Source organism: Arthrobacter sp. NPDC058130 (genome assembly GCF_042884475.1).
Classification (GTDB): domain Bacteria; phylum Actinomycetota; class Actinomycetes; order Actinomycetales; family Micrococcaceae; genus Arthrobacter.
This window is the reverse complement of sequence record NZ_JBHVTV010000004.1, coordinates 85,302-108,653: the sequence shown is the minus strand read 5'-3', so window position 1 is coordinate 108,653 and position 23,352 is coordinate 85,302. Positions and strand designations below refer to the sequence as shown.

The following is a 23,352-nucleotide window of genomic DNA, read 5'->3' as shown; positions in this document are numbered from 1 at the left end:
GGTGTTATGTCCACTCTTCGAGGTCTGGCGTGGGCATGTCCCGTGGAGCGCTCAAGGGGCTCGGCGCACGTCGTGGCGGGACATGCCTCGGCGCGGTTCAACATTGGACATGTCCTGTGGAGGGCGGAAACCCCGCGGGACATGCCCCTCGCCGCGGGCCAGGGATGAGCATGTTGGTGTTATGTCCACTCTTCGAGGTCAAGGGTGGGCATGTCCCGCTGACACCCCGCCAGAGCACTTCCCTCGGCGTGTGGCAGCGAAACGGTTATCCGGAAGCGTGCGTCTAAGCGAGGAACGAGCGAGCACGCGGAGGATGGCCGGTTCGATGCCTCACCGAAGCGCGACGAGCCCCCACCACCCCGCGGCCTAGTCCTCGCTGCGGAGCTCCGGGTCCTTCTGCAGCCCGGTCAGGCCGTTCCAGGCCAGGTTGACCAGGTGCGCGGCGACTTCGCGTTTGTCCGGGGTGCGGCTGTCCTGCCACCACTGGCCGGTCATCGCGACCATCCCCACGAGCATCTGGGCGTACATGGCCCCGTCGGCCGGGCTGAAGCCGCGGCGGGCGAGTTCGTCCTCGAGGATGTGCTCCACCCGGGCCGTCACTTGGGACAGCAGCGTGGAGAAGGCCCCCTCCGGCTGGGAGGGAGGCGCGTCGCGCATGAGGATGCGGAAGCCTTCGGTCCGGTCCTCGATGTAGGACAGCAGGGCAAGGGCGGCCCGTTCCACCAAGACGCGCGGCTTGGCGTCCGCGGCGAGGGCGTCGTTGATAGAGGCCAGCAGGATGTGGAACTCATATTCCACCACCTGCGTGTACAGGCCCTCCTTGGAGCCGAAGTGCTCGTAGATCACCGGCTTGGAGACGCCCGCGGTGGCGGCGATTTCCTCGATGGTGGTGCCGTCCAGGCCGCGGAGCGCGAAAAGCCCACGGCCGATCCCGAGTAATTGTGTGCGGCGCTGCGGACCTGTCATGCGGGGCCGGGTAACGCGGGCGGGGGCACGCTCGGGCCTGGCGGGGCCGCCGTCCGCCCCAACGGATCCGCCTGCACTGTTGATCACAGCACCATCATGCCTTAAAGGGCGCCCGTACCCGCCCGCTGCCCGTCCTGCTGCCCTGAGTCGCACGAGCATCACGTTCGTGGCAGAATTGGTTCTCGTGCCACAGGTCAAGCCCGGCACGGTCCGCTCTGGTGTAATGGCAGCACCCCGGCCTTTGGAGCCGTGGAGTATAGGTTCGAGTCCTATGGGCGGAACTGGCGAGACACACTGCGCAACCAAGCAAGGAGAGCCAATACGTGAGCCCCGAGAACACTGGCCCAGCCGCCGTGATCGTCCTAGCTGCAGGGGCCGGTACCCGGATGAAATCCCGTACCCCAAAAATTCTCCATGAGATCGGCGGCCGCTCCCTGGTCGGCCACGCGCTCCAGGCGGCCCGCAGCATCAAGCCCCGCGAGCTGGCCCTCGTGGTCCGGCACGAACGCGACCTCGTCGCCGACCACGTCACCGCCCTCGATCCGAAGGCCCTGATCGTGGACCAGGACGAGGTGCCCGGCACCGGCCGCGCGGTGGAAGCCGCTTTGGAGGCGCTCGACGCGCTTCACACCGGGGACTCGCTGAGCGGAACGGTCGTGGTCACCTACGGCGACGTCCCGCTGCTCACCGGCGGACTGCTCGGCGAGCTTGTCGCCGCCCACGAGGCCGAGGGCAACGCCGTCACGGTCCTCACCGCCGTGCTCGAGGACGCCACCGGCTACGGGCGGATCCTCCGCGCCGACGACGGAACCGTCACGGGAATCCGCGAGCACAAGGACGCCACCGACGCCGAACGCGAAATCCGTGAGATCAACTCCGGCATCTACGCCTTCGACGCCGCCGTGCTGCGCGACGCGCTGGTCCACGTCACCACGGACAATGCCCAGGGCGAGAAGTACCTCACCGATGTCCTGGCGCTGGCCCGCGCCGCGGGCGGCCGCGTCGCCGCCGTCGTCACCGAAGACCGCTGGCAGGTGGAGGGCGCCAACGACCGCGTCCAGCTCTCGGCCCTCGGCGCCGAACACAACCGCCGCACCGTCGAAGCCTGGATGCGCGCCGGGGTAACCGTCGTGGATCCCGCCACCACGTGGATCGATGCCACGGTGACCCTCGAGGAGGACGTCCGCCTCCTGCCCAACACCCAGCTGCACGGTGCCACCACGGTGGCGCGCGACGCCGTCGTCGGCCCGGACACCACGCTCACCGACGTCCACGTCGGGGAGGGCGCCAAAGTGGTCCGCACGCACGGCTCCAGTTCCACGATCGGCGCGCGCGCCAGCGTGGGGCCCTTCACTTACCTGCGCCCCGGCACCGTCCTGGGCGAGACCGGCAAGATCGGCGCGTTCTACGAAACCAAGAACGTCACGATCGGCCGCGGCTCGAAGCTGTCCCACCTCGGCTACGCCGGAGACGCGGAAATCGGCGAGGACACCAACATCGGCTGCGGCAACATCACCGCCAACTACGACGGCGAGAAGAAACACCGCACGGTGATCGGCTCCGGTGTGCGCACGGGTTCCAACACCGTCTTCGTGGCCCCGGTCAACGTGGGCGACGGCGCCTACAGCGGTGCCGGTGCCATCATCCGCCAGGACGTCCCGGCCGGCGCCCTCGCCCTCTCCGTGGCCAGGCAGCGGAATTCCGAAGGCTGGGTTGCGGCCAACCGCCCCGGCTCCATCTCCGCCGCCCTGGCCGAGTCCGCCCTGGCTCAATCCGCCGCCGCGGTCGACACAGCCGCCGCGGGCGTCGCCCCAACTTCCTCCACTACTCCGGCACCAACAGAAGAGGGCTAGCAATCATGAGCGAAATTACGGCACACGGCGAGAAGAAGCTGGTGCTGGCCGCGGGGCGCGCACACCCTGAGCTGGCGAAGGAGATCGCGAAGGAGCTGGGCACCGAGCTGCTGCCCCTGGACGCCTACGACTTCGCCAACGGTGAGATCTACGTCCGGGCCGGCGAGAGCGTCCGAGGCACCGACGCCTTCGTGATCCAGGCCCACCCCGCCCCGCTGAACAACTGGCTGATGGAACAGCTGATCATGATCGATTCGCTCAAGCGGGCCTCCGCCAAGCGCATCACGGTCGTGTCCCCGTTCTACCCCTACGCCCGGCAGGACAAGAAGGGCCGCGGCCGCGAGCCGATCTCGGCACGCCTCGTTGCCGATCTGTACAAGACCGCCGGCGCCGACCGCATCATGAGCGTGGACCTGCACACCTCCCAGATTCAGGGCTTCTTCGACGGCCCCGTGGACCACCTCATGGCCATTCCGCTGCTGGCCGACTACATCCGCACACGCGTCGGCTCGGACAAGGTCACCGTGGTCTCGCCGGACACCGGCCGCGTCCGTGTCGCCGAGCAGTGGGCCGAGCGCCTCGGCGGTGCCCCGCTGGCGTTCGTGCACAAGAGCCGCGACCTGACCGTGCCAAACCAGGCCGTCTCCAAGACGGTCGTGGGGCAGATCGAAGGCCGCACCTGTGTGCTGATCGATGACATGATCGACACCGGCGGAACCATCTCCGGCGCCGTCCAGGTGCTCAAGAACGCAGGCGCCAAGGATGTCATCATCGCCGCGACCCACGCCGTGTTCTCCGATCCGGCAGCCCGCCGCCTCTCCGAGTCCGGCGCCCGCGAGGTAGTGGTCACCAACACGCTGCCGATCACCCCGGACAAGCGCTTCCCGCAGCTGACGGTGCTGTCGATCGCACCGCTGATCGCCCGCGCCATCCGTGAAGTGTTCGACGACGGCTCCGTCACCAGCCTGTTCGACGGCCAGGCCTAAGCCGGCGGCGGGCCCGGATTTAGGATCCGGGCCCGCCGCTGGTAGCCTTGTACCGAAACCTTGGCGAGGGAGAGCGCCGGCAAACCGTGTGGAATTAAGATGCACGGTCAACCGGACTGCTGGTCTCCGTTATCGACTGGGTCTGAATCTCCTTCTGAAGGGCAGCTGCACGGCAGCCCGGCGTTGAAGGTCGTGAAGACCTCCGCCCTTGCTGAACACCGTTTAGTCCCACAGCTTGAATCCCACAAGGAGATATCCATGTCTGAGCAGAAGCTCGCAGCAGAAGTCCGCACCGAATTCGGCAAGGGCTTCGCCCGCCGCGCCCGCATGGCCAACCTGATCCCGGCCGTCATCTACGGCCACGGCGCCGAGCCGATCCACATCACCCTGCCGGCGAAGGCCACCACCCTGGCTGTCCGCACCGCCAACGCACTGCTGACCCTGGACATCAACGGCGAGCAGCACCTGGCCCTCGTCAAGGACATCCAGCGCAACCCGATCAAGCAGATCATCGAGCACCTCGACCTGCTGACCGTCCGCACCGGCGAAAAGGTCACCGTTGACGTACCCGTCCACCTGAGCGGCGAGCTGGCTCCGGGCAACGTCCACAACCTGGAAATGACGGTCGTCTCCGTCGAGGCCGAGGCAACCCACCTGCCGACCGCCATCGAGGTCAGCATCGAAGGCCGTGGCGCCGGCGAGCACATCCACGCCTCCGACCTCGTCCTGCCGAAGGGCTCCACCCTGCTGGCCGACCCCGAAGCACTCGTGGTCAACATCTCCGAGGCCGTCGAAATCCCCGAAGAGGGCGAAGCCGTCGAAGCGGCCGCCCCGGCAGCCGAAGAAGCAGCAGCCGAGTAATTCCGGCGCATTTGGCTGCGGCCGGGTCCCTCAGGGACCCGGCCGCCGTCGTCTCCGATGTGGCCGTCAGCGCCGCGCCCAAACCCGTTGCACCCCTTTCCCTCCTTTCTCTCCTTTCCTCCGCCGCGTCCCACCGAAGGACTGATCCATGACTGACACCTGGCTGATCGTAGGCCTTGGCAACCCCGGAGCCGAGTACAGCCATAACCGGCACAATGTCGGTCAGATGGTGCTGGACGAACTCGCCTCGCGCGTGGGCGGCGGCTTCAAGTCGCACAAATCGCGGGCCCAGGTCCTCGAAGGGCGGCTGGGCATCGGCGGGCCCCGGATCGTGCTGGCCAAGCCGCTGTCCTACATGAACGTCTCCGGCGGCCCGGTCTCGGCCCTGGCCCAGTTCTACGGGATCGATCCGGCCCATGTCATCGCCGTTCATGACGAGATCGACATCCCCTTCGACACCGTGCGGCTCAAGATCGGCGGCGGCGAAGGCGGCCACAACGGACTGCGGGACATTTCCAAGGCGCTGGCCACCAAGGACTACCTGCGCGTGCGGGTGGGCGTCGGGCGCCCGCCGGGCCGGATGGATACCGCGGACTTCGTCCTGCGCGATTTTTCCGCCCCGGAGAAGAAGGAACTGCCGTTCCTCATCGATTCGGCGGCCGACGCCGTCGAAGTCCTGGTCACGGACGGCCTCCTCGCCGCGCAACAAAAATTCCACCCGGCCAAGGCCACCTAGACGCAGCTCCAACTCTTCCTCTACCCGGCCGGGCCGGTTCAGCGGCAGACGCCGGGCGTATTAGTTGTATCCGTAGGGTGGGTTTCCTTCCAAAGCTTTCGGCATTCCAGTTATGATCTGTCTACTCTCATGTCGGGGGATAGGGATACGCTACTTCTAAGTGGGCAGTCCGGGGTTTGCTGTCTGCAAAGCGGTACGAAGGAAACTACATGTCGAGGGATTCGCTGGGCTGGGGGAATGTTTCCACTACATTGGCACCCGCCGAAGAAGAACATGCTGCCAGTCCGGTCGCGAGGCACGGTTGGTCCGGTTTGGCGCGGAACGCCGACGCCGAGCATGTGCGCCAGGAACTGCTGGCCCATGACCGGATGGGCGTCGTCGTCACTGGCGACCGCGGCGTGGGCAAGACGCTTGTCGGCAGGACTGCCCTCGCGGGATTCGGCCCCGAGGTCTACACCATCCAACTCCGCAGCTCCGGGCCGGGCTCGGCAACACCGTACGGTTGCCTCGCCTTCACCCTTGCACGGCTCCCGCAGAGCTCCCTGGGCTCGCCGACGGCCATCCTGCACGGTATTACTTCGCTGATCCGCGACGACGCTGCCGGGCGCCAGTGCGTGATCCTGCTCGACAACGCCGGGGCCCTCGACGAACTGAGCACTGGGGTCCTGCTGAACCTGCTGCAGACCCGGACCGCCCGGCTGATCGCGACGGCGCAGCGCACCACGGACCTTCCGCCCGACTTCTACTGGCTCATCACATCGGGCCACCTCGCCGAAGTCCGGCTCGCCAACCTGACCGAGCTCGAAACGCTGGAGGTCCTGCAGTCAGCCCTGGGCCATCGGGTCTCGACCGCCCTGGCAAGCCAGCTGCACCAGCTGGTCGGCGGCAGCCCCACCCTCCTGCAGGCCGTCGTTTCCGAACAAATCGAGCGTGGAAACCTTGTCCTGTCCGGATCGGTGTGGACACTGGTCGACGAGGTCGTGCTGGACGGACGGACCGCGCTGGAGGATATTGTCCGCGCCAGGTACGCCCGGGAGACACCGGAGGCGCGGGAAGTCATCGACGTCCTCTCCTGCGCCAGGACGCTGCCCCTGTCCCGGCTCGCCAGGATGTACAGCCCCGGCGTCATCGCCGACATGGAAGAGGCCGGCCAGATCGTCGTCGACCGCACGGACCGGCACCTCGTCACCCTCGGCGACCGGTACCTGGGCGACATCGTCCGCAACTGGCTGAGCGTGGAGCGCCGGCTGGAGCTTCGGGACAAGGTCCCCGGGCACCAGGAACATGAGCTGGGCGAACTCTCGGTCGAGGACCTGCTCGCCTACGCGGCCTGGACCCACGACTGCAACGCCCAGCTCGCCCCCGCCCACGCCGTGGCGGCCGCCAGCGCCGCCGTGAAGCTCTTCGACCCGAAGTTTGCCCTCAAATGCGCCGGCAGCCTCTCTGCCGCGGACCCCGAGTGGGCCGAAGGGCAGCTCCAGAAATCGGCCGCCTACCTCCAGCTCGGCCTGCCGCTGCAGGCCATGTCCGCGCTGGATGACGTCTCCGAGCGGCAGGTCAACGACCTCGCGGCCGAGAACTTTGCCGAATTCATCGCGGCGAAGGCTGACTGCATGGCGTGGCTGGAGGACCGCTCCGGCCAGGTCCCCGAGCTGCTCCGGCAGGCCAGGATCCGGCTCCAGGACTTGAGCCTGGACGAGCCGCCCGCCGACCCGGCGGCCCTCTCCCGGGCCGGGCTGTCCCTGGATCTGTGCGAGTTCAACTACTTCTCCTTCATCGGCGATTTCGAGCCCATGATGGGCCGGCTCACCGCCGCCGCCACCACAGACGTCCCGGGCGCCGATCCCGTGCACCGGCTCAGATCGGCCATCATCCTGATGGAAGCCTTGTCCATGACCGGCCACGAGCTCGATGCCCGCAAACTCATGCGGGAGATCGGCGGCCAGCTGGGCGAGTGGTCAAACGTGCCGCGCATCCGCGAAAACTTCGCCTGGCGCTCCTTCAACGTACTGCTCCTCTCCGGCCTGTGGCGCCAGGCCATCGACATGCTCAAGGACGCGAGCGGCCGGGCAGGGCACGGACTGCACTCCGGCAGCGCCGCCACGGACCTCGCCGTCGGGCTCGCCTACGTCTACGCCGGCCGCGGCTACATGGCACTGGACCCGTTGCTGGCCGCGATCGCCCAGCTTGAGGTCCGTGCAAGCCTGCAGTCCATGCGCCAGGCCTACGCCGCCACCGCTTTTGCCTACGCGCAGACCGGCAATTCGGTCCAGGCCGCGATCTACCTGGACCGCGCCCGCTCTGCTGACGGCCCGGCCCGCTTCGCCGTGGGCAGCGCCACGGAGTTCTGCATGGACATGGCCTCGCGGTGGCTCGGCGACCCGGAGGCCAAGGACCGGCTGGTGCGGTCCGCTGAGGCGCATTTCCGCAAAGGGCGCCACACCCTTGCCGGCATCTGCATGTTCGGGGCCACGGTCAACGGCACCGCCAAGGATTTCCTGTTCATGGAGGAACTCGCCGGGCTGCGGCAGGGCCCGCTTGCCGAGATGTCCCGCACGGTTGCCATCGGCAGCCGGAAGAAGGACGCGGCGATCATGCTCGAAGCCGCCGGGCAGGCCGCGGCCCTCGAACTTGATGCCGTCCAGGCCAGGTGCGCGGCGCTCGCATTCGACTACGCCAAGGGCGCCGGGCTGACCGCCAGCGCCAACGCCGCGTACAGCATGCTCGAGAGCCTCTCCGAGTCGGTGCCGGCGCTGCCCGTGATGCCCCGCAACAAGGGTCCGCTGCTGACTGACCGGGAGCGGCAGATCGCCACCCTTGCCGGGAACGGTGTCTCCAACAAGGACATCGCCCTGGAAGTCGGCATTTCAGTCAGAACCGTGGAGGGCCACTTGTACCAGGTGTTCACCAAGCTCGGAGTTTCTTCGCGAAGTGATCTGCTTGGACTCATCTAGGGGGCCCGCGGGGGACCGCGGCATGGGGGCGACCCGCGCCCTGACCGGGCGGTCGGATGATTTGATGTCAGCAGTCGAGGCCCTTCAGGGTGGCAGCCATGTGGCCGTGTTCGTCCTCGGCGACAGCGGCATGGGCAAATCCCGGCTCATCGAAGCCGTGGTGGCGGAGCTGGGCTCGGAGGTGACGCCGGTGCCGATCCACGGAAGCGCGTCACTGAGCAAGGTGCCGTACGGGGTCCTCGGCCCGTTCATCGTCGAACTGCCCGTCCAGGATGCAACATCGCAGCTGGCCGTGTTGAGGACGCTGTGGGCGCACCTGGAAGAGCAGAAGCGGGCAACCCAGAAACCCCTGCTGCTGATCGTCGACGACGCCCACGACCTCGACGAGGCGACGGCGGGAATCCTGGCGGAGCTGGCCGCGGCCGGCTGGGCGAAACTGCTTGTGGGCGCGGCCGCCCGGCCCGGATTGCCGGAACCGCTCCTGCAGCTGTGGTTTGAAGGCATCGCCGAACGGCACGACCTCCGCCCGCTCACGCTCCCGCAGACCACCGAGATGCTGGAGGGCGAGCTCGGCTCACAGGTGCTGCCGAATGTCGCCGAAATTCTTTGGGAGGCCTCCGGCGGCAACCCGATGCTCCTCAACGGGCTGCTCGACGACGCCAAGAACGACGGGACGCTGCTGCGGCGCAATGGTGTCTGGTTGTTCACCCGGCACCTGAACAGCCACGGCGACCGGCTGACCGACGTCGTGCGTCGGCAGCTGCTGCAGCGCTCACCGGAGGAGCGGCAGGCCCTGAACCTGGTGGCGCTGGCCGAACCGGTGTCCAGGGGGCTGATCGAATCCGTGGCCGGGGAAAAGGCCGTGGGAGCGCTGATCGACAGCGAACTGATCCGGGTGACAGACTCCGGAACCGGCGAGCTGCGGCTCTGGCACACCGTGTACGGCGACACCCTGCGGAACCTGATTTCGCCGGCGCGGAGCCTGCAGCTTCGGCAGAGCCTGCTGCGCAAGATGGACAGCGAGCCGTCGTCGGCCGAAGGACTGCTGCGGCACGTGAGCTGGTCGATCGAATGCGGTGCAGAGGTTGAGGACCGGCAGCTCCTGCGGGCCGCCGTGCTGGCCAGCCGGCTCTACGAGGACGAGCTCGCCCGCAAGGCCGCCGTCCTCGTCAAGGATCCGGAACTGCAGATGGCGGCCCGTGCCGTGATAGCGCGCACCCGCTACAACGCCTCCGACTATGGTGCGGCGCGGGACATCCTCGACGCCGATTTCGGCCAGGGCGGCAGCATCCCCGGCCTGCTGGCCGGATCGCTCCTGTGGGCCGCTGTGATGTCCGCGCTGGGCCACTCGCCGGCGGAAATCATGGACCGGGCACAGGCGCTTCAGCGAGCCGCTCAGCGCCTCGCAGAGGCCACGCCGGAGGACGCCGACCACATTCTTGCTGCCATCAATGAGCGCCTGGACACCATGGAAGCCATGGTCCTGGCGCTGGCGGGCGAGTACTCAGTGGCCCCTGCGGACGGGGCCGCCGGTACCAGGCCCGCTGCGAACACCCTCCAAAGGGCGTTCCGGCTCTGCCTCGACGCGGAGCGGCTCCTGGCCGGCGGCAAGGGGCTCAGCGCCCTGGCCGTGATGTCCCAGGCGGTCGAGGCCGCCGGAGCGGATCACGACGAGCTGTACTTCCTTACCGACTTCCTCGTGGTCCGTTCGGCCGCTGCAGCGATCCACTCCGGAGACTGGCAGGCCGCGGAGAACCTCCTGACCGGCTTTGTCGCCGGATCCGGGCCCAGCCTGATTTCCTTCGGCGGGGGAGTCCACGCAGCCCACGGCATCGTCCTGCTCTACCAGGGCAAGGCTGCGCAGGCGCTGAACACGCTAAGCGCGGCTCTCGAGGCTCTGCGGCTGACCGACCCCCAGCAGCTGTTCGCCCTGACAGCGGCCATGGCCTTTGCGGCGGCCGCAGAAGTCGGGGCCCAGACAAAAGCGGAGCTCTTCCTCGGCGACTTCGAGGCCGCACCCGCGGCTTTGCCCCGGTACATGCGCTCACTGGCCGCGATGGCCGTGGTCTACGGAAAAGCCCGGCTCGGGAACTATCCCGGCGCCATCGCGGAACTGAAGCGGCTCGGACGTCCGGACCCGGAGGTGGACAGCGCCGGCCTCGAACTCGACGCACTGGCCTTTTGCCTGGCCCTGGGGGACACGGATTCGGTGCCGAGGCTGCTGGAACTCCGGACCGGGCTTGAAGGCCCACGGCCCGACGCGATCTGCGCCTACGCGGCCGCCATCAGCACGGACAACGCCGCAGACCACCTTGAGGCCGCGAAGACCTGTGAGGCTGCGGAACTGTGGACCTTTGCCGCACTTGCCTATGACGCCGCGGCCCACGCCTACCGGGCCGCGGGCGACACGCTCAGGGAGCGTATGGCGAACGCCCAGCGGAAGCGGTGCCTGGACCGGGCCGATGACCTCCCCGGTGAGGACGCGGCCAAGAGCGATGACTCGCTCGGCATCCTGACCCGCCGCGAGCGTGACATCGTGGCGCTTGCTGTACGCGGCCTCACCGACCGGCAGATCGCCGCCGAGCTCCAGGTGTCCGTGCGCACGGTTGAGGGCCACCTCTACCGCAGCTACGCCAAGCTCAACGTCAAGGGCCGTGAACAGCTTCCCGGCATTGACGGACGCTAGCGGGTCATCGGCGCGACGGACGGCCTGGGCCGTTCCCGGCGGCCAGCAGGGCCCTGCGGACCGCTGATTTTGCGGCGTCGGGGACGCTACGGGCAGGGACACGTGAAGCAGGATTCCGACTACTTGGTTTGGACCCTGCGGGGGTGCGGGTCCAACTGAGTACAGCTACGTAGAGCGGGCCGAATACTCGCTGCGTATTCGAGTACTACTTACGCATACCGAAAATACGCGTAGTCCCTACGGTTGTTGTATTACCGCTCACACTTTGATTGCGAAGGTCTCTCATATGTTCCAGCAAGACGCCGGCTTGCCTGCGGGCAGCGGCCAGACAGAAACGATCTATCCGGCGCCAAGAAACGGATACGGCCGGAACAAAGACCGGCCCTTCACCCGCCAACAGGTCGTTGCCGAGGTGGTTGAGACCCTGACGTCGGGGTCCGGCTGCGGCATCGTACTCGTGGGCGACCACGGGGCGGGCAAGTCCTTCATCGCCCAGCGCGCTTTGGAGCAGCTCGGCGACGAGTACCTGGTAGTCCAGGTCAGGGGCAGCTCCATTTCGTCCAAACTTCCCTATGGGGCCCTGAGCGTCCTGCTCAATGACCTCGACGCCTCCCACCTCGAGCACCCCCTGATGGTGCTGCGCGGGCTGACCCAGCTGCTCCACAACAAATCCGACGGGCGGCGGATCGTCCTCTTCGTGGACAACGCCCACGACCTCGACGAACTCTCGAGCATGATGGTCGCCCAGCTGAGCGCAGGGGCCCATGTCACCCTGCTGGCGGCGTGCGTGGACATGCCCCATGTCGGCGGTGACATCATGGGCCTCTGGAAGGATGACCTGCTCCGGCGGGTGGACCTTGGGCCGTTCGACTTCGCCGAGACGGCAGCAACCCTGCACCACGAATACGGCGGCCGTTTCTCCCTGACCGCGGCCCGGGCGCTCTGGAGCGCGAGCGGGGGCAACGCCCTGTTCCTCCATTCCCTCGCCCGCGAACAGATCAAGCTGGGCACAGTGGTCCGCCAGGACGGCGTATGGTTCCTGGGTAACGGCCCTATTGCCCTGACCGGCGAGATCCGGGATGTCGTGAAGGCCCGCCTCAACCGGCTTGGCACCGGCCAGCGGGATGTCTTCGAGCTGCTGGCACTGGCCGGCGCGGTCCCGCTGCAGACCCTCATGCTCATCGCCAACCCCCAGGACATGGACGCGCTCCAGGAACGGGCCCTGATCCGGGTCACCCACGAGCATCCGCCGATGGTCAGCGTCGCCAACCCGGTGACCGCCGGCATCGTCGCCAGCGTTGTCCCGCCGGGCCGCAGCGCCGAACTCCGCCGCCGGCTCACGGCGGTGCTCCAGGAGTCGGACGCCCTGGACGCCGGCGGCGCCACCGGCGTCGCCTGGGCCCTGGACTGCGGAGAGCAGGTGCGCCCGGAGGTGGCCCTGGCCGCGGCCCACACCGCGAACAGCGCATCCGACCCCGTGGCCGCGCTGCGGTTCATCCAGGAGGCCGAAGGAAGCGAACGCGGCGCCCTGGCGGCCATCGAATCGGTGAACGCCCATATCCTGGTCAACAACGAGGAATCGGCGCGCCGGGTCCTCGAAACGCTGGATGAGGCCGCCTGCCGGGAACTGCCGCTCGCCGAGTGGACCGCCCTTCAGTTGCTGCGCGCAGAGCTGGACAAGCGCAGCACGGCCCCGGGCGCCGATCCCAAAGCACGGCTGCGGGAGCTCGCGGAGCGGCTGGCCGCAGAACCGGAGCAACACAGCGCCGTGGTGGGAGCGGCCCGCGAGCAGCTGCGCCTGGCCGAGGCCGAGCTCGCCGCCTTCCAGGGACGCTACGCCGATGTCCTGGCCGCGACCGACCACATTGACACGACAGACCTGGGCAGCGAACCGCGCATCATGACCGCCAGCGTGCGCTGCGAGGCCCTGGCCGTGACCGGCAACGTCGTCTGGGCGCTGGCCCTGGGCAAGCAGGTCCTGACGGCCACAGCGAGCGTGCAGCTCACGGACCGGGCGGTGCGCGAGATCAGGGGCAGGTTCCTGCTGCTCCTGCTGCTTTCGGCGAAGTTCCGGGAGGCATCCGGCTACCTTGACGAGACGTATGGCGGCGGAGAGCCCCAGACCCGGCTCGGCGGGATGTTCGAGATTGGCCAGGGTGTCATCGACCTGCACGCAGGACACCTCGACGACGCCCTGTCCCGGCTCCAGGCCGGCAGGTGGCAGCTCCGGGCCCAGGATCCCGATGCCTTGACCGGCCTGGCCACCGCAGTCTGTGCCTACGCGGCCGCACTCCAGGGAGAAGAGGAGACGGCCGGGCTCCTGCTGGGCGATTTGGACCAGCCGCGGCCACCCACGGCCTGGCTGGCTGAACGGCTCACACGCTATTTCGAGCTCTCGGCACAGGCCGAGCTCGGCCAGCGGGCAGCGTCAATCCGCGCACTCGCCGCCGAGGCGGACAACGACGCCCAGTCCTCGGCCGTGTCCCCGGCGCTCCTGTTCATGTCCGCGGCCACCAGGTTGGGGGACCGCCAGATGGGCCACCGGCTCGGCGGCCTCGGCGGACAGGTGACCGGGCAATTCGCGGCCCTGTGCTCGCGGCTGGCCGAAGGCATGCGGGACGCTGACAGCGAACTCCTGTTGGCGGCATCCAAGGACGCGGACGCCTACGGCAACGCCGTCTTCGCCCGGGACGCGGCCAGGAAGGCCGTCAGCTGCGCGAACGACGCCGGCAACCGGATTGCGCTGCGGATCGCCCAGCGGGCGCAGCAGTCGCTCGATGACAGGTTCGGCAGTCCCAAGAACGGTCTCCATTCGCTCACGACGTCGACCCTGACGGCGAGGGAATGCGAAGTGGCCGTCCGGGCCGCCGCCGGCACATCGAACCGCAAGATCGCCGAACAGATGCACGTATCGGTTCGCACAGTGGAAGGACACCTCTACCAGGTGTATTCGAAGTTGCACGTCGCCAGCCGAACGGAACTCAAAGATGTCATCTCAACTCCGGCTGACAGCGCCCGGCTCGGCTGACCCCGGCAGCATTCGGGCGGCCTCCCGGGCGGCACCCCGGGGAAGGCAACGGGCGGCAGGAAGAACCTGCGATGGAAAGTCTGGCTGATACCGCCCCGCTCATCGAGCGGTCAGCGCTGGTCAAGGACCTGGTGCGTTGCCTGCGCGATGACACCCGGTCAGGTGCGATCGTCGTCGGCGGCGCAGGAACGGGCAAGACCGCCGTCGTCAAAGCCGCCATCCGAGAACTTGGGACCGGCAGCCACCTGATCCGGCTGACGGCCACACCGGCCCTGGCCGCCGTTCCCTTTGGCGCCCTGGCGCCCTACCTGTCCCGGCTTCCCGACCGGGAACTCGACTCATATGCCGCCGTCGTCGAAGCAATGGCCGACAGCCTGAAAGCCGAGGCGGACCGGCCGCTGTTCGTCGTCGACGACGCGCATTGCCTGGACCACGGGACCGTCCGGCAACTCGCACAGGCCGCAGCCACCGGCGCAGCAGGCATCCTGGCGACCTGCCGGCCCGGGCCGCTGATCCCGGAAGAATTCCTCTCGCTCTGGGACGACGGAATCATCGCCAAGTTCGATCTCGCCCCGCTCAGCCGGACCGGGACACACCAGCTGTGCGAACAGGTCCTGCGGGCCGACGTCTCCCCGTGGGTCAGCGCATTGTTTCACGACGCCGCCGACGGGAACCCGCTGATGCTGATGTCCCTGATCCAGCATGCCCGCTCCACCGGCGCCCTGGGCTGCCGGCACGGCGTATGGTTCCTCCTGGCCAACCCCGATATGGCCCTGGTTCCGGCCGCCGACGTCGTCGACCGGCAGTTGCGCTCCATGACGCCGGAGGAAAAGACCGCGGCCACGATCGTTGCCCTGGCAGGACCGCTCTCCCTGGCCCAGATCCTGCGGATCAGCGGTCCCAAAGCCGTCGATGCGCTCGACACGGCAGGGATAATCGCCGTTTCCGCCGGGCACGACCGGCTCGTCCGGCCCGCGAGCCCGATCGTTGGCGAGATCATCCGCCACCGGGTTCCGGCCGGCCGCAGTTCGGCCCTGCGCTCCAGCGTGCTGTCGCTTCCCTCGGGGCGTGCCGCGGTGCCGGGAGCTGCCCTGAACCGGCTGCGCTGGTCTTTGGACTGCGGCGTGGAGATCCCTCCCGCACAGCTGCTCCATGCCGCTGTCGCCGCGAACACGGCCCTGGATCCTGCTACCGCGGCCAGGGCCGCTGGCGCCATCCGGGACGCCCGGTTCCTTTCCGAGGCCAGGATCCAGCTCGCATACTCCCACTTCATTGCCGGGCGCCCGCAGGCAGCTATGGCGTGCCTGGAGTCCGCGCAGCCGGTGCGCGCCGGCCAGCCCTCCTACCTTGCCGCGCTGCTCGCGGTCCGGCTCGGGTCCACGACGCCGGCCCGGGAGTCCCTGTCTTCCGCGCACCCGCCGGGACGTGCCCCGGAGAATAACCCGTGGGGCGGAACCGCTGCCGGGGGACTGGCCGCAGAGCTCCTGAACCGCACGTGGGACGGCAGATTCATGGCCGTCGGGACAGGGTTGCGCGAACTGGTCGAGACCGCCGGCATCCCGCCCGAAATCCGCGTTCCGGCAGCTTCCCTCCTGGCCGAACTACTGACCGCCCAAGGCCGGCTGCGAACAGGGCTGCGCCTGGACGGAGAAGCATGGGCCGGTGCCCGCAGCGGAAGCCTGGGGCTTCCCTTGGTATTCGAGGACCTTGTAGTGCGCCACTGCCTGAACCTGATCCGGGCCGGCGACTGGGACGGGCTCGGGAAGGTCCTCGACGATTACGCGGACCGTGAGCCCGGACGGCTGCTCTACAGCGGCGGCATGCTGCACCTCATGCGCGGGTACTCGAGGCTGCGCCAGGGCCGGATGCGCGAATGCCTGGCCGAAGTACGGCTCGGCGTCGAGGAACTTACCATCGCCGACCCCTTGAACCTGCTGCCGTTCGCGCATGCCGTCGCAGCGTACGCGGCTGCCGCCGTCGGACGCCACTACGAGGCCAGCCAGCACTGCCTGGACTTCCGGCTCTCGGATTACCGCGAGCCGAAAACCCTGCGCCTGCTGGCCGAGGCGTATTGCCGGGCGGCGGAACCCGGGACCGTTACGGACAGTGCCGGCCCGGCCGGCGCCGGCCCGGAGGGCGCCGGCCCGGAGGGGCCCGGCGTATCGGCGCTGTCCCGGCTGGCGGACGAAGCGATGCACGAGGGCCTGCGCGGCGTTGAAACCGATATTAGGCGGCTCGCGTTCCGCAGCGGTGACATCTCGGGGGCCGAGGCCCTTGCCATGAGCAGCCGGGCCGTGGACGGCCCTGAGGCGCGGCTACTGGAATCCTATGCGCTGGCGGTATCCGCGTCCGACGCCGCCGACCTCATTGGCATCAGCGACGACGCGCTCGGCGGCGGGCACGGCCTGCTGGCCCTCGAAGCCGCCCAGCAGGCGGAACGTATCCTGGCAGATGACCCGGACCGGTGGAGGCTCACCGCGGTTCAGCGCCGGGTCCATCACCGGCTCGTGGAGGCCGGCATGTCGGCGCAGTTGGAGGTTGTCCACAGCGATCACGGCGCCGCGCTGTCCGGCCGTGAAGCAGAGGTCCTGGACCTTGTGTCCCGCGGGTCCACGAATGCCGAGATCGCCACGGCGCTCTGCCTGTCCCACCGGACCGTGGAGGGGCACTTGTCCCGGATCTTCGCCAAACTCGGGGTCGGCCGCCGCGCGGACCTGCTGGATCACGGCGCCCTGGATCAGGGCACCCTGGATCACAGCGCCCTGGACCACGGAACGCTGGCACCGGAGTCCTGAGACCTAAGACGTGAGACCTGGCACCTGACACCTAGGGCCTGAGTCCGAGTCCGGGGGCCCGACCACCTCGGGGGCCTGCGTCTATCCCGCCGGCATCTGCCCCATCAAGCCGGCCCCTTGTCCTGCCGGCACCTGCCCCCATCAAGCACGCCCCCCAATACCGCCGGTATCTGCCCAAACGGCCGCAGCTGCGGGGCCGGGTACAGCCCCGGGTGGACCGGGGGACCGGCGGGAGTATCCCCAAGTAGTGCCGTTGCGGCCGGGACAACAGAAGTCGGGTAAACGCTACTCGTGTGCAGATCGGGTCCCGGGGATTGACTTAAGTCAGTCCCACGAACAACTCACAAAGGTCTCAAAATGAGGAACTTCAGGGCGGTAATCGACCGCGGGTTTGACCTGCAGGGAAGTTTGGTCTCGCAAACCATCTTGCTTGCTGAAGCAGCCACTGCCACCATTAGAGGTGGTCGTGCCGTAACCTCCCTACACCGAACTCCTTCATTGGAATCGTACGGTGCCGAAACTGGCAGCCGTACGCCAAGGTCGGAGCCGGCGGCGTCAGAGCCTTCTGAGACCGAGGCTCTCCCCCCAGCCGCCGCCGGCTCCCTTAACCGGTCTATACACGGGTCCGCGCCGCTAAGAGACGCGGACCCGGCATGAGCGCCGTCGACGAGCGCCGCAGGGGGTACTCGGCTCGGGGGAGCCGTATGACCGGCCGGCCCGCGCCGGTGCTGGCCTCAAGCGCCGGTCCGCTCAGCCAGCCCTGGACCGCCGCCCCGGGCGTCGGCAACGACGCTCCCGCCGCAGTTGTGGATTCGGGCAAGTCCTGGGCCAAACGCTATCGCCGCTGGCTCCGGCTCTCGGACACCGCCATCGTGATGATTGCGGTCGCGGCCGCCTATGCCTTCCATCTCGAAGCGGGCCAGCCCTTCCTGACCCGCGGTGCGGCCGGCGGTTCATACCTGGCCGTCAGCATAGCCATTGTCCTGGTCTGGGTCCTGGCACTGGAAGTGCACCGCACCCGCGAAGAGACGGTCCTGGGAATCGGCTCCGAGGAATACAAACGGGTCCTCGACGCGACCCTCGGCGTATTCGGCGGAATCGCCATCATGGTGATCCTTTTGGGCATCGATGTGGTCCGCAGCCACTTTGCCCTCGCGCTTCCGGCCGGTGCCCTGCTCCTGCTGGTCAACCGCTGGCAATGGCGGGCCTGGCTGAACCGCCAGAGGCTCTTTGGCCACTACCTTTCCAAGGTGATCGTCGTGGGGGAACCCGCGGACGTCGAGTATGTGATCCGGCAGTTCGGCAAAGTCTCCGGCGCCGCCTACGAAGTCGTGGGGGCTGCCCTGCCGGCCGGCTACACCGAAAACCACCTGCAAATTTCCGCCGGGCGGATCCCGGTCCTGTGCGACGTCGACTCGGTCGCCGGCAAGGTCGCGGAAACAGGGGCGAACGCCGTCGTCGTGGCCGGACGGCTCGAGGGCGGCACCCGGTCCATCCGGCAGCTGGGGTGGGCCCTGGAAGGCACCCGGGCCGGCCTTGTCCTGGCCTCGAGCCTGACCGACGTCGCAGGTCCCAGGATCCACTGGCGGCCCGTCGAAGGCCTGCCCCTCATGCACGTGGAACTGCCGCGGTTCACCGGCGGCAAGCACACGCTCAAACGCCTCGTGGACATCGTGGCATCCGCAGCGGCCCTGCTGGTCCTCTCACCCCTGTTGTGCGCCCTGGCCTGGATCATCGTCCGCGACAGCAAGGGCCCGGTGTTCTTCCGCCAGGAGCGGGTCGGACTCAACGGTAAGCGGTTCAAGATGGTCAAATTCCGCTCCATGGTCACCACGGCGGAACAGGACCTGGCGGCGCTGCAGGACCTCAACGAGGCGGCGGGGCTGCTGTTCAAGCTCAAGAACGATCCCCGGATCACCACGTGCGGACGCTGGCTCAGGAAGTACTCGCTGGACGAGCTGCCGCAGTTCTGGAACGTCCTGAAGGGTGACATGAGCCTGGTGGGGCCGCGGCCGCAGCTGCCCGGCGAGGTCGAGGGCTATGAGGGCGACGTGAGCAGGCGGCTGCTGATCAAGCCGGGAATCACGGGTCTGTGGCAAATCAACGGCCGGTCCAATCTGGGCTGGGACGAGAGCGTCCGCTGGGACCTCTACTACGTGGAGAACTGGTCACTGACCGGCGACATCATGATCCTGTGGCGAACGTTCAGGGTCATTCTTCATCCGGTGGGGGCCTACTAAACGCACTAAACGCCGGTACTGGGCCGGCGTCACACGGGAAGGCAGCAGAACACAATGGGTCTCAAAATTGGATATGCCCCGGGGGCTTTTGACCTGTTTCACATCGGGCATCTGAACATCCTCAAGCACGCCAAGAGCCAATGCGACTACCTGATTGCCGGGGTCGTGGCCGACGAAATTCTCGAGGAGGTCAAGGGCAGGTTGCCCCTGGTCCCGCTCGCCGAGAGGATGGAGATCGTCGGCAGCATCGGCTACGTGGACAGGGTCTTCGCCGAAGTCGTCCCGGACAAGCTCCAGATCTGGGAGGAACTGCGTTTCAACGTCTTCTTCAAAGGAGACGACTGGAAGGGCACCCCGCAAGGCGACCGGCTGCAGGCTGCCTTTGGCGCCGTCGGCGTCGAGGTCGTCCACTTCCCGTACACCGTCCACACCTCCAGTTCAGCCCTGCGGACGGCCCTGGAACTGATCAATCAGTCCGCATCGCCGTCGCACCTCAGGCAAGGAACACGGCGGTGAGCGGCCTGCATGTCGCCATGGTGGGGACGCGCGGCGTCCCGGCACACTACGGCGGCTTCGAAACAGCGATCGAGGAAATCGGGCAGCGCCTGGTACAACGCGGCCACCGCGTCACCGTCTACTGCCGGGACATGGGGGAAGGCACAGACAAGCCCTCTGAACACCTGGGCATGGAACTCGTCCACCTCCCGGCGATGCGCAAACGGTCCCTGGAGACGTTGAGCCACACCGGCCTCTCGGTTGCCCACCTGCTTCGGCACCGCCCGGACGCGGCCATCGTCTTCAACGCCGCCAACGCTCCTTATCTGCCGGCCTTCCGGGCGGCGCGCATCCCAGTGGCCACGCACGTCGACGGGCTGGAGTGGAAGCGCGCCAAGTGGGGCAAGGGCGGCCAGAACTACTACCGGGCCGTGGAATGGCTCGCCGTGAGGCTCTCGGATGCGCTGATCGCCGACGCCATCGGGATCCAGGACTACTACCGGCAGAAATTCGACGCCGACACCGTCTACCTCGCGTACGGCGCGCCGCTGCTGGCGGAGGGCAACGCGGACAAGCTCGGGCAACTGGACCTCAAGCCGCAGGCATACCACCTGGTGGTGGCGCGTTTCGAGCCGGAGAACCATGTCCACCTGATTGTTGACGGGTTCGTCCGCAGCCAGTCGGAACTGCCGCTGATCGTCGTGGGTTCAGCCCCTTATTCGAACCGCTACACGAGCGCCGTCCACGCCCTGGCCGACGCCAGGGTCCGCTTCGTCGGCGGGATCTGGGACCAGGAGCTGCTGGACCAGCTGTATGCCAACGCACTCGTGTACTGGCACGGCCACTCGGTCGGCGGAACCAACCCCTCGCTCTTGCGGGCCATCGGTTCGGGAACGGCGACCAACGCGTTCGACGTCGGATTCAACCGTGAGGTCCTGGAACACTCAGGCCGGTTCTTTTCGGACCCGCAAGATGTGGCCAGGCTGGTCGCGGACGCCGAGGGCCCCGGGTCGGATGTGGCCTCGCGGGGGGAACAGGCGCGGCTGATCGCGCACCGCTACAGCTGGGAGCTCGTCACGGACGGCTATGAGGAGCTCTGCCGGGACCTCGCCCGCCTGCAGATGCATTCTGCCCGCGGCGCCTACCGACGGCTCCCCGCGTCGGCCCAGCAAAGCATAGGAGCCGGCCGATGACTGCTATCGACCAGCACGTCGAACGTGCCGCCGGCGGGTATTGGGCCACCGTGAGGGCCCTGTCGGCCGGCCAGAAGACCGCCGCACGCAGTGCACCCGCGTACTCGCGCTACATCAACCGCCGGCTGGGACGGCTCCTGGCCGCGGCCGCGATACGTGCGGGCCTGGGCCCGAACGCGGTGACAGCCATCAGCGCGGCCTTCACCTTCGCCGGGATCGCCCTGCTGATGCTCTACCCGCCCTCCGCCGTGCTCGGCATCGGCGTGGCAGTGTGCCTCGCGGCCGGCTACGCCTTTGATTCGGCCGATGGCCAGGTGGCCCGGATGCGGGGCGGCGGCTCGCCCGCCGGGGAGTGGCTGGACCACATGGTCGACGCCGTCAAGACCTCCGCGATGCCGCTGGCACTCGCCGTCGGGCTCTATCGCTTCGACGCCGTGGACCGGTGGTGGCTCGTGGTTCCGCTGGGCGCGGCCATGGTGTCCGCCGTCCTGTTCTTCGGCATGATCCTCACCGAACAGCTCCGGCGCCAGGCCGACCGGGTGTCCGTGGCCGAGCCCGGCGGCCGCTCCTGGATCCGTTCGGTGCTGGTGATCCCGATGGACTACGGCGTCCTCTGCCTGTCCTTCGCCAGCTACGGCCTGCTGCCTCTGTTCCTGACCGTCTACACGCTGATCTTCGCTGCCACGGCCGGGTTCCTGGTGTTGGCCTCGGTTAAGTGGTTCCGGGAGCTCTCCGCCGCCCCGCTGAGGTCCCGTCCGGCAGGGCAGCACGTCATGCAGGGAGGCCGGCCATGAACAAGCAGGCAAACACCCCGGCCGACGAGCGCCGGAAGGCCGGCCGCCGCACCCGCCTGGTGGCGACCTCGCTCGGAGTCTCCGCGCTCCTGGCCATTGGCGGCGTCGCGTGGGCCTCCGGACTAAAGGCTTCCGGCAGCGCTGCGCCGGAAGTCCGGCCGGGCAGCACGGCGGGCGCTTCCGCCCAGCCCGGCACCGCCAGCCCTGACACCACCAGTCCTGACACGGCCAGCCCTGACACGGCCAGCCCCAACGCCGCCCAGACGGGCTCCGGAACGCCGGACCCGGCCGCCGCTGCCGGCGGACCGGTGGCAGCCGCGAAACCGTCCGGCCCGCCGGAGGTCAACCCGGCACCTGTGGACCGGAAGGGCAAGTCGGACCAGGAGCTCGCGGCGATCGCGCAGCCCACGGCCGCCCCGGTGGAGCTGACGGCCAAGAAGGCCGTCAAAGGCGGTGTCACGGCGACCATCACGGAGATGACGGCCGTCCAGGGCGTGGCAACCGGGATCGGCGAAGTGGCCGGACCTGCCGTGCGGTTCAAGATCACTGTGGTCAACGCCACCGCGGCACCGCTCTCGCTTGACCGGGCGCTCGTGGACGTCAGCTATGGCAAGGACGACGCCCCGGCGAGCCAGCTCAGCGGGCCGGACCCAGTGGCGTTCCCGGCGAGCGTCGCGGCCGGGGCCACCGGCGTCGGCGTGTTCGTCTTCGCCGTGCCGCTCGACGCGCGGGACACCGTGAAAGTCCACTTCAACCTGGAAGCCGAGACGCCGATTGCGACGTTTGCCGGCCGCGCCCCGGCCGGGACCAAACCATGACGCCGGCACCCGGCGGGCCGCCGGTCTCCGCTTCCGTGTCTGTTCTTCGGCGCGCGGTCCGGCGGGCACGCAAGCTGGGCAAACGCGTGCGGGCGGCCTGCGCTGTGGCCTGCCTGCGGGTCCGCAACCTCCTGGCCCGCGGGCCGGTCACGGGGGCCGCCGGCGTCGTGGTGTCCCTGACCACCCACGGCGACCGGATCCGCACGGTGTCGATCGGGATCGAGTCGATTGCCCGCGGCACGGTGCGGCCGCAACGCCTCGTTCTGTGGCTGGATTCGCCCGAAGACGTCGCGGCGTGTCCCGCTTCGCTTCGGCGCCTCGAACGCCGCGGCCTGGAGATCCTGGCCGCTTCCGATTACGGCACGGCCAATTACGGGCCGCACACCAAGTACTACCCCTACGTCACCTCCGTCCCACGGCACACCGTGCCGCTGGTGACGGCCGACGACGACATCGTCTACCCGCCGAAGTGGCTGGCCCAGCTGGTGGACGCCGCCGAGCGCCACCCCGGCAGCGTGAGCGCGCACTGGGTCAGCATCATGGGGGTCGAGGGGGACCAGATAGCCGGCTACGGAACCTGGCGCCGGGCCCGTGACACCGCCGAACGGCCGGCAAACTTCGCCACCGGCGTGTCCGGCGTCATCTACCCGCCGGCGATGCTCGAGGAGCTGCGGCTGCGCGCGGACGGCTTCCTGGACTCGTGCCGGCGCGCGGATGACATCTGGCTGAAATGGGTGGCCCTGCGCGCCGGTATACCAGTGCGCCAGGTCGGGCCGGTGCCCCGGCACTTTCCGATCATTCCCGGCAGCCAGGGCCAGACCCTCATGAGCACAAACGTGGGAGAGAACCAAAACGATCACTGCATTCGAGGCCTCTTTTCGGCCGAGGATGTGGCGGCGCTGGGTGCCAGCGCGGCCAGTCATCAACTGAACTAAGGGGACAAGAAA

At 68.4% G+C, this 23,352-nt stretch carries 15 protein-coding genes and 1 tRNA gene; 15 read left to right on the top strand and 1 reads right to left on the bottom strand.

Features of this window, described 5'->3' with window-relative positions:
• Positions 1-366: 366 nt before the first annotated feature.
• On the bottom strand, positions 367-966 hold the full coding sequence (locus tag ACFVTM_RS10075) for a TetR/AcrR family transcriptional regulator (protein ID WP_390203461.1): 600 nt from the start codon (positions 964-966) through the stop codon (positions 367-369).
• Positions 967-1,175: 209 nt separating this feature from the next.
• On the opposite strand from ACFVTM_RS10075, the gene ACFVTM_RS10070 reads away from it, so the two are divergent.
• The 15 genes from ACFVTM_RS10070 (at position 1,176) to ACFVTM_RS10000 (ending at position 23,340) form a co-directional block, all read left to right on the top strand.
• Positions 1,176-1,247: transfer RNA gene (locus tag ACFVTM_RS10070), tRNA-Gln, on the top strand.
• 42 nt (positions 1,248-1,289) lie between these two features.
• A complete protein-coding gene (glmU, locus tag ACFVTM_RS10065) occupies positions 1,290-2,819 on the top strand; it encodes a bifunctional UDP-N-acetylglucosamine diphosphorylase/glucosamine-1-phosphate N-acetyltransferase GlmU (RefSeq protein ID WP_390203309.1) in 1,530 nt (509 codons plus the stop codon).
• A gap of 5 nt (positions 2,820-2,824) precedes the next feature.
• Positions 2,825-3,805 (top strand): ribose-phosphate diphosphokinase, encoded by a 981-nt coding sequence (locus ACFVTM_RS10060; RefSeq protein WP_026537748.1) that lies wholly within the window; start codon positions 2,825-2,827, stop codon positions 3,803-3,805.
• A gap of 258 nt (positions 3,806-4,063) precedes the next feature.
• A complete protein-coding gene (locus tag ACFVTM_RS10055; protein ID WP_390203308.1) occupies positions 4,064-4,666 on the top strand; it encodes a 50S ribosomal protein L25/general stress protein Ctc in 603 nt (200 codons plus the stop codon).
• Positions 4,667-4,814: 148 nt separating this feature from the next.
• Complete coding sequence (gene pth, locus ACFVTM_RS10050; RefSeq protein WP_390203307.1) at positions 4,815-5,402, top strand: aminoacyl-tRNA hydrolase; 588 nt, start codon at positions 4,815-4,817, stop codon at positions 5,400-5,402.
• Between the two features lie 209 nt (positions 5,403-5,611).
• Positions 5,612-8,356 (top strand): LuxR C-terminal-related transcriptional regulator, encoded by a 2,745-nt coding sequence (locus ACFVTM_RS10045; protein WP_390203306.1) that lies wholly within the window; start codon positions 5,612-5,614, stop codon positions 8,354-8,356.
• 22 nt (positions 8,357-8,378) lie between these two features.
• Positions 8,379-11,042 (top strand): LuxR C-terminal-related transcriptional regulator, encoded by a 2,664-nt coding sequence (locus ACFVTM_RS10040; protein ID WP_390203305.1) that lies wholly within the window; start codon positions 8,379-8,381, stop codon positions 11,040-11,042.
• 286 nt (positions 11,043-11,328) lie between these two features.
• Positions 11,329-14,070 (top strand): LuxR C-terminal-related transcriptional regulator, encoded by a 2,742-nt coding sequence (locus tag ACFVTM_RS10035; RefSeq protein WP_390203304.1) that lies wholly within the window; start codon positions 11,329-11,331, stop codon positions 14,068-14,070.
• Positions 14,071-14,141: 71 nt separating this feature from the next.
• Complete coding sequence (locus ACFVTM_RS10030) at positions 14,142-16,865, top strand: LuxR C-terminal-related transcriptional regulator (protein WP_390203303.1); 2,724 nt, start codon at positions 14,142-14,144, stop codon at positions 16,863-16,865.
• 653 nt (positions 16,866-17,518) lie between these two features.
• Positions 17,519-19,105, top strand: coding sequence for a sugar transferase (locus ACFVTM_RS10025; protein ID WP_390203302.1), 1,587 nt, complete (start codon positions 17,519-17,521; stop codon positions 19,103-19,105).
• Between the two features lie 54 nt (positions 19,106-19,159).
• The gene (locus tag ACFVTM_RS10020; protein ID WP_390203301.1) at positions 19,160-19,621 is read left to right on the top strand and encodes an adenylyltransferase/cytidyltransferase family protein; all 462 of its coding nucleotides are present in this window, start codon (positions 19,160-19,162) and stop codon (positions 19,619-19,621) included.
• Between the two features lie 17 nt (positions 19,622-19,638).
• Positions 19,639-20,793 carry a DUF1972 domain-containing protein gene (locus ACFVTM_RS10015; RefSeq protein WP_390203460.1) on the top strand — a complete coding sequence of 385 codons (1,155 nt, stop codon included), beginning with the start codon at positions 19,639-19,641 and terminating at the stop codon, positions 20,791-20,793.
• Entirely contained in the window at positions 20,790-21,587 is a 798-nt protein-coding gene (locus ACFVTM_RS10010) for a CDP-alcohol phosphatidyltransferase family protein (RefSeq protein WP_390203300.1), read from the top strand. The genes ACFVTM_RS10015 and ACFVTM_RS10010 overlap by 4 nt, the downstream gene beginning before the upstream one ends.
• Positions 21,584-22,405: a hypothetical protein gene (locus ACFVTM_RS10005; RefSeq protein ID WP_390203299.1), complete on the top strand. Its 822-nt coding sequence runs from the start codon at positions 21,584-21,586 to the stop codon at positions 22,403-22,405. Before ACFVTM_RS10010 ends, ACFVTM_RS10005 begins: the two co-directional genes overlap by 4 nt.
• Positions 22,402-23,340, top strand: coding sequence for a hypothetical protein (locus ACFVTM_RS10000; RefSeq protein ID WP_390203298.1), 939 nt, complete (start codon positions 22,402-22,404; stop codon positions 23,338-23,340). Before ACFVTM_RS10005 ends, ACFVTM_RS10000 begins: the two co-directional genes overlap by 4 nt.
• The last annotated feature ends 12 nt before the right edge of the window (positions 23,341-23,352 follow it).

Bases quoted from the DNA above. Each gene is read 5' to 3' on its own strand.
- ACFVTM_RS10055 (WP_390203308.1), top strand. From the start codon at position 4,064: ATGTCTGAGCAGAAGCTCGCAGCAGAAGTCCGCACCGAATTCGGCAAG.
- ACFVTM_RS10005 (WP_390203299.1), top strand. From the start codon at position 21,584: ATGAACAAGCAGGCAAACACCCCGGCCGACGAGCGCCGGAAGGCCGGC.
- ACFVTM_RS10035 (WP_390203304.1), top strand. From the start codon at position 11,329: ATGTTCCAGCAAGACGCCGGCTTGCCTGCGGGCAGCGGCCAGACAGAA.
- ACFVTM_RS10015 (WP_390203460.1), top strand. From the start codon at position 19,639: ATGGTGGGGACGCGCGGCGTCCCGGCACACTACGGCGGCTTCGAAACA.
- ACFVTM_RS10030 (WP_390203303.1), top strand. From the start codon at position 14,142: ATGGAAAGTCTGGCTGATACCGCCCCGCTCATCGAGCGGTCAGCGCTG.
- ACFVTM_RS10010 (WP_390203300.1), top strand. From the start codon at position 20,790: ATGACTGCTATCGACCAGCACGTCGAACGTGCCGCCGGCGGGTATTGG.
- ACFVTM_RS10020 (WP_390203301.1), top strand. From the start codon at position 19,160: ATGGGTCTCAAAATTGGATATGCCCCGGGGGCTTTTGACCTGTTTCAC.
- ACFVTM_RS10045 (WP_390203306.1), top strand. From the start codon at position 5,612: ATGTCGAGGGATTCGCTGGGCTGGGGGAATGTTTCCACTACATTGGCA.
- ACFVTM_RS10000 (WP_390203298.1), top strand. From the start codon at position 22,402: ATGACGCCGGCACCCGGCGGGCCGCCGGTCTCCGCTTCCGTGTCTGTT.
- ACFVTM_RS10040 (WP_390203305.1), top strand. From the start codon at position 8,379: ATGGGGGCGACCCGCGCCCTGACCGGGCGGTCGGATGATTTGATGTCA.
- ACFVTM_RS10025 (WP_390203302.1), top strand. From the start codon at position 17,519: ATGAGCGCCGTCGACGAGCGCCGCAGGGGGTACTCGGCTCGGGGGAGC.
- ACFVTM_RS10060 (WP_026537748.1), top strand. From the start codon at position 2,825: ATGAGCGAAATTACGGCACACGGCGAGAAGAAGCTGGTGCTGGCCGCG.
- pth (WP_390203307.1), top strand. From the start codon at position 4,815: ATGACTGACACCTGGCTGATCGTAGGCCTTGGCAACCCCGGAGCCGAG.
- ACFVTM_RS10075 (WP_390203461.1), bottom strand. From the start codon at position 966: ATGACAGGTCCGCAGCGCCGCACACAATTACTCGGGATCGGCCGTGGG.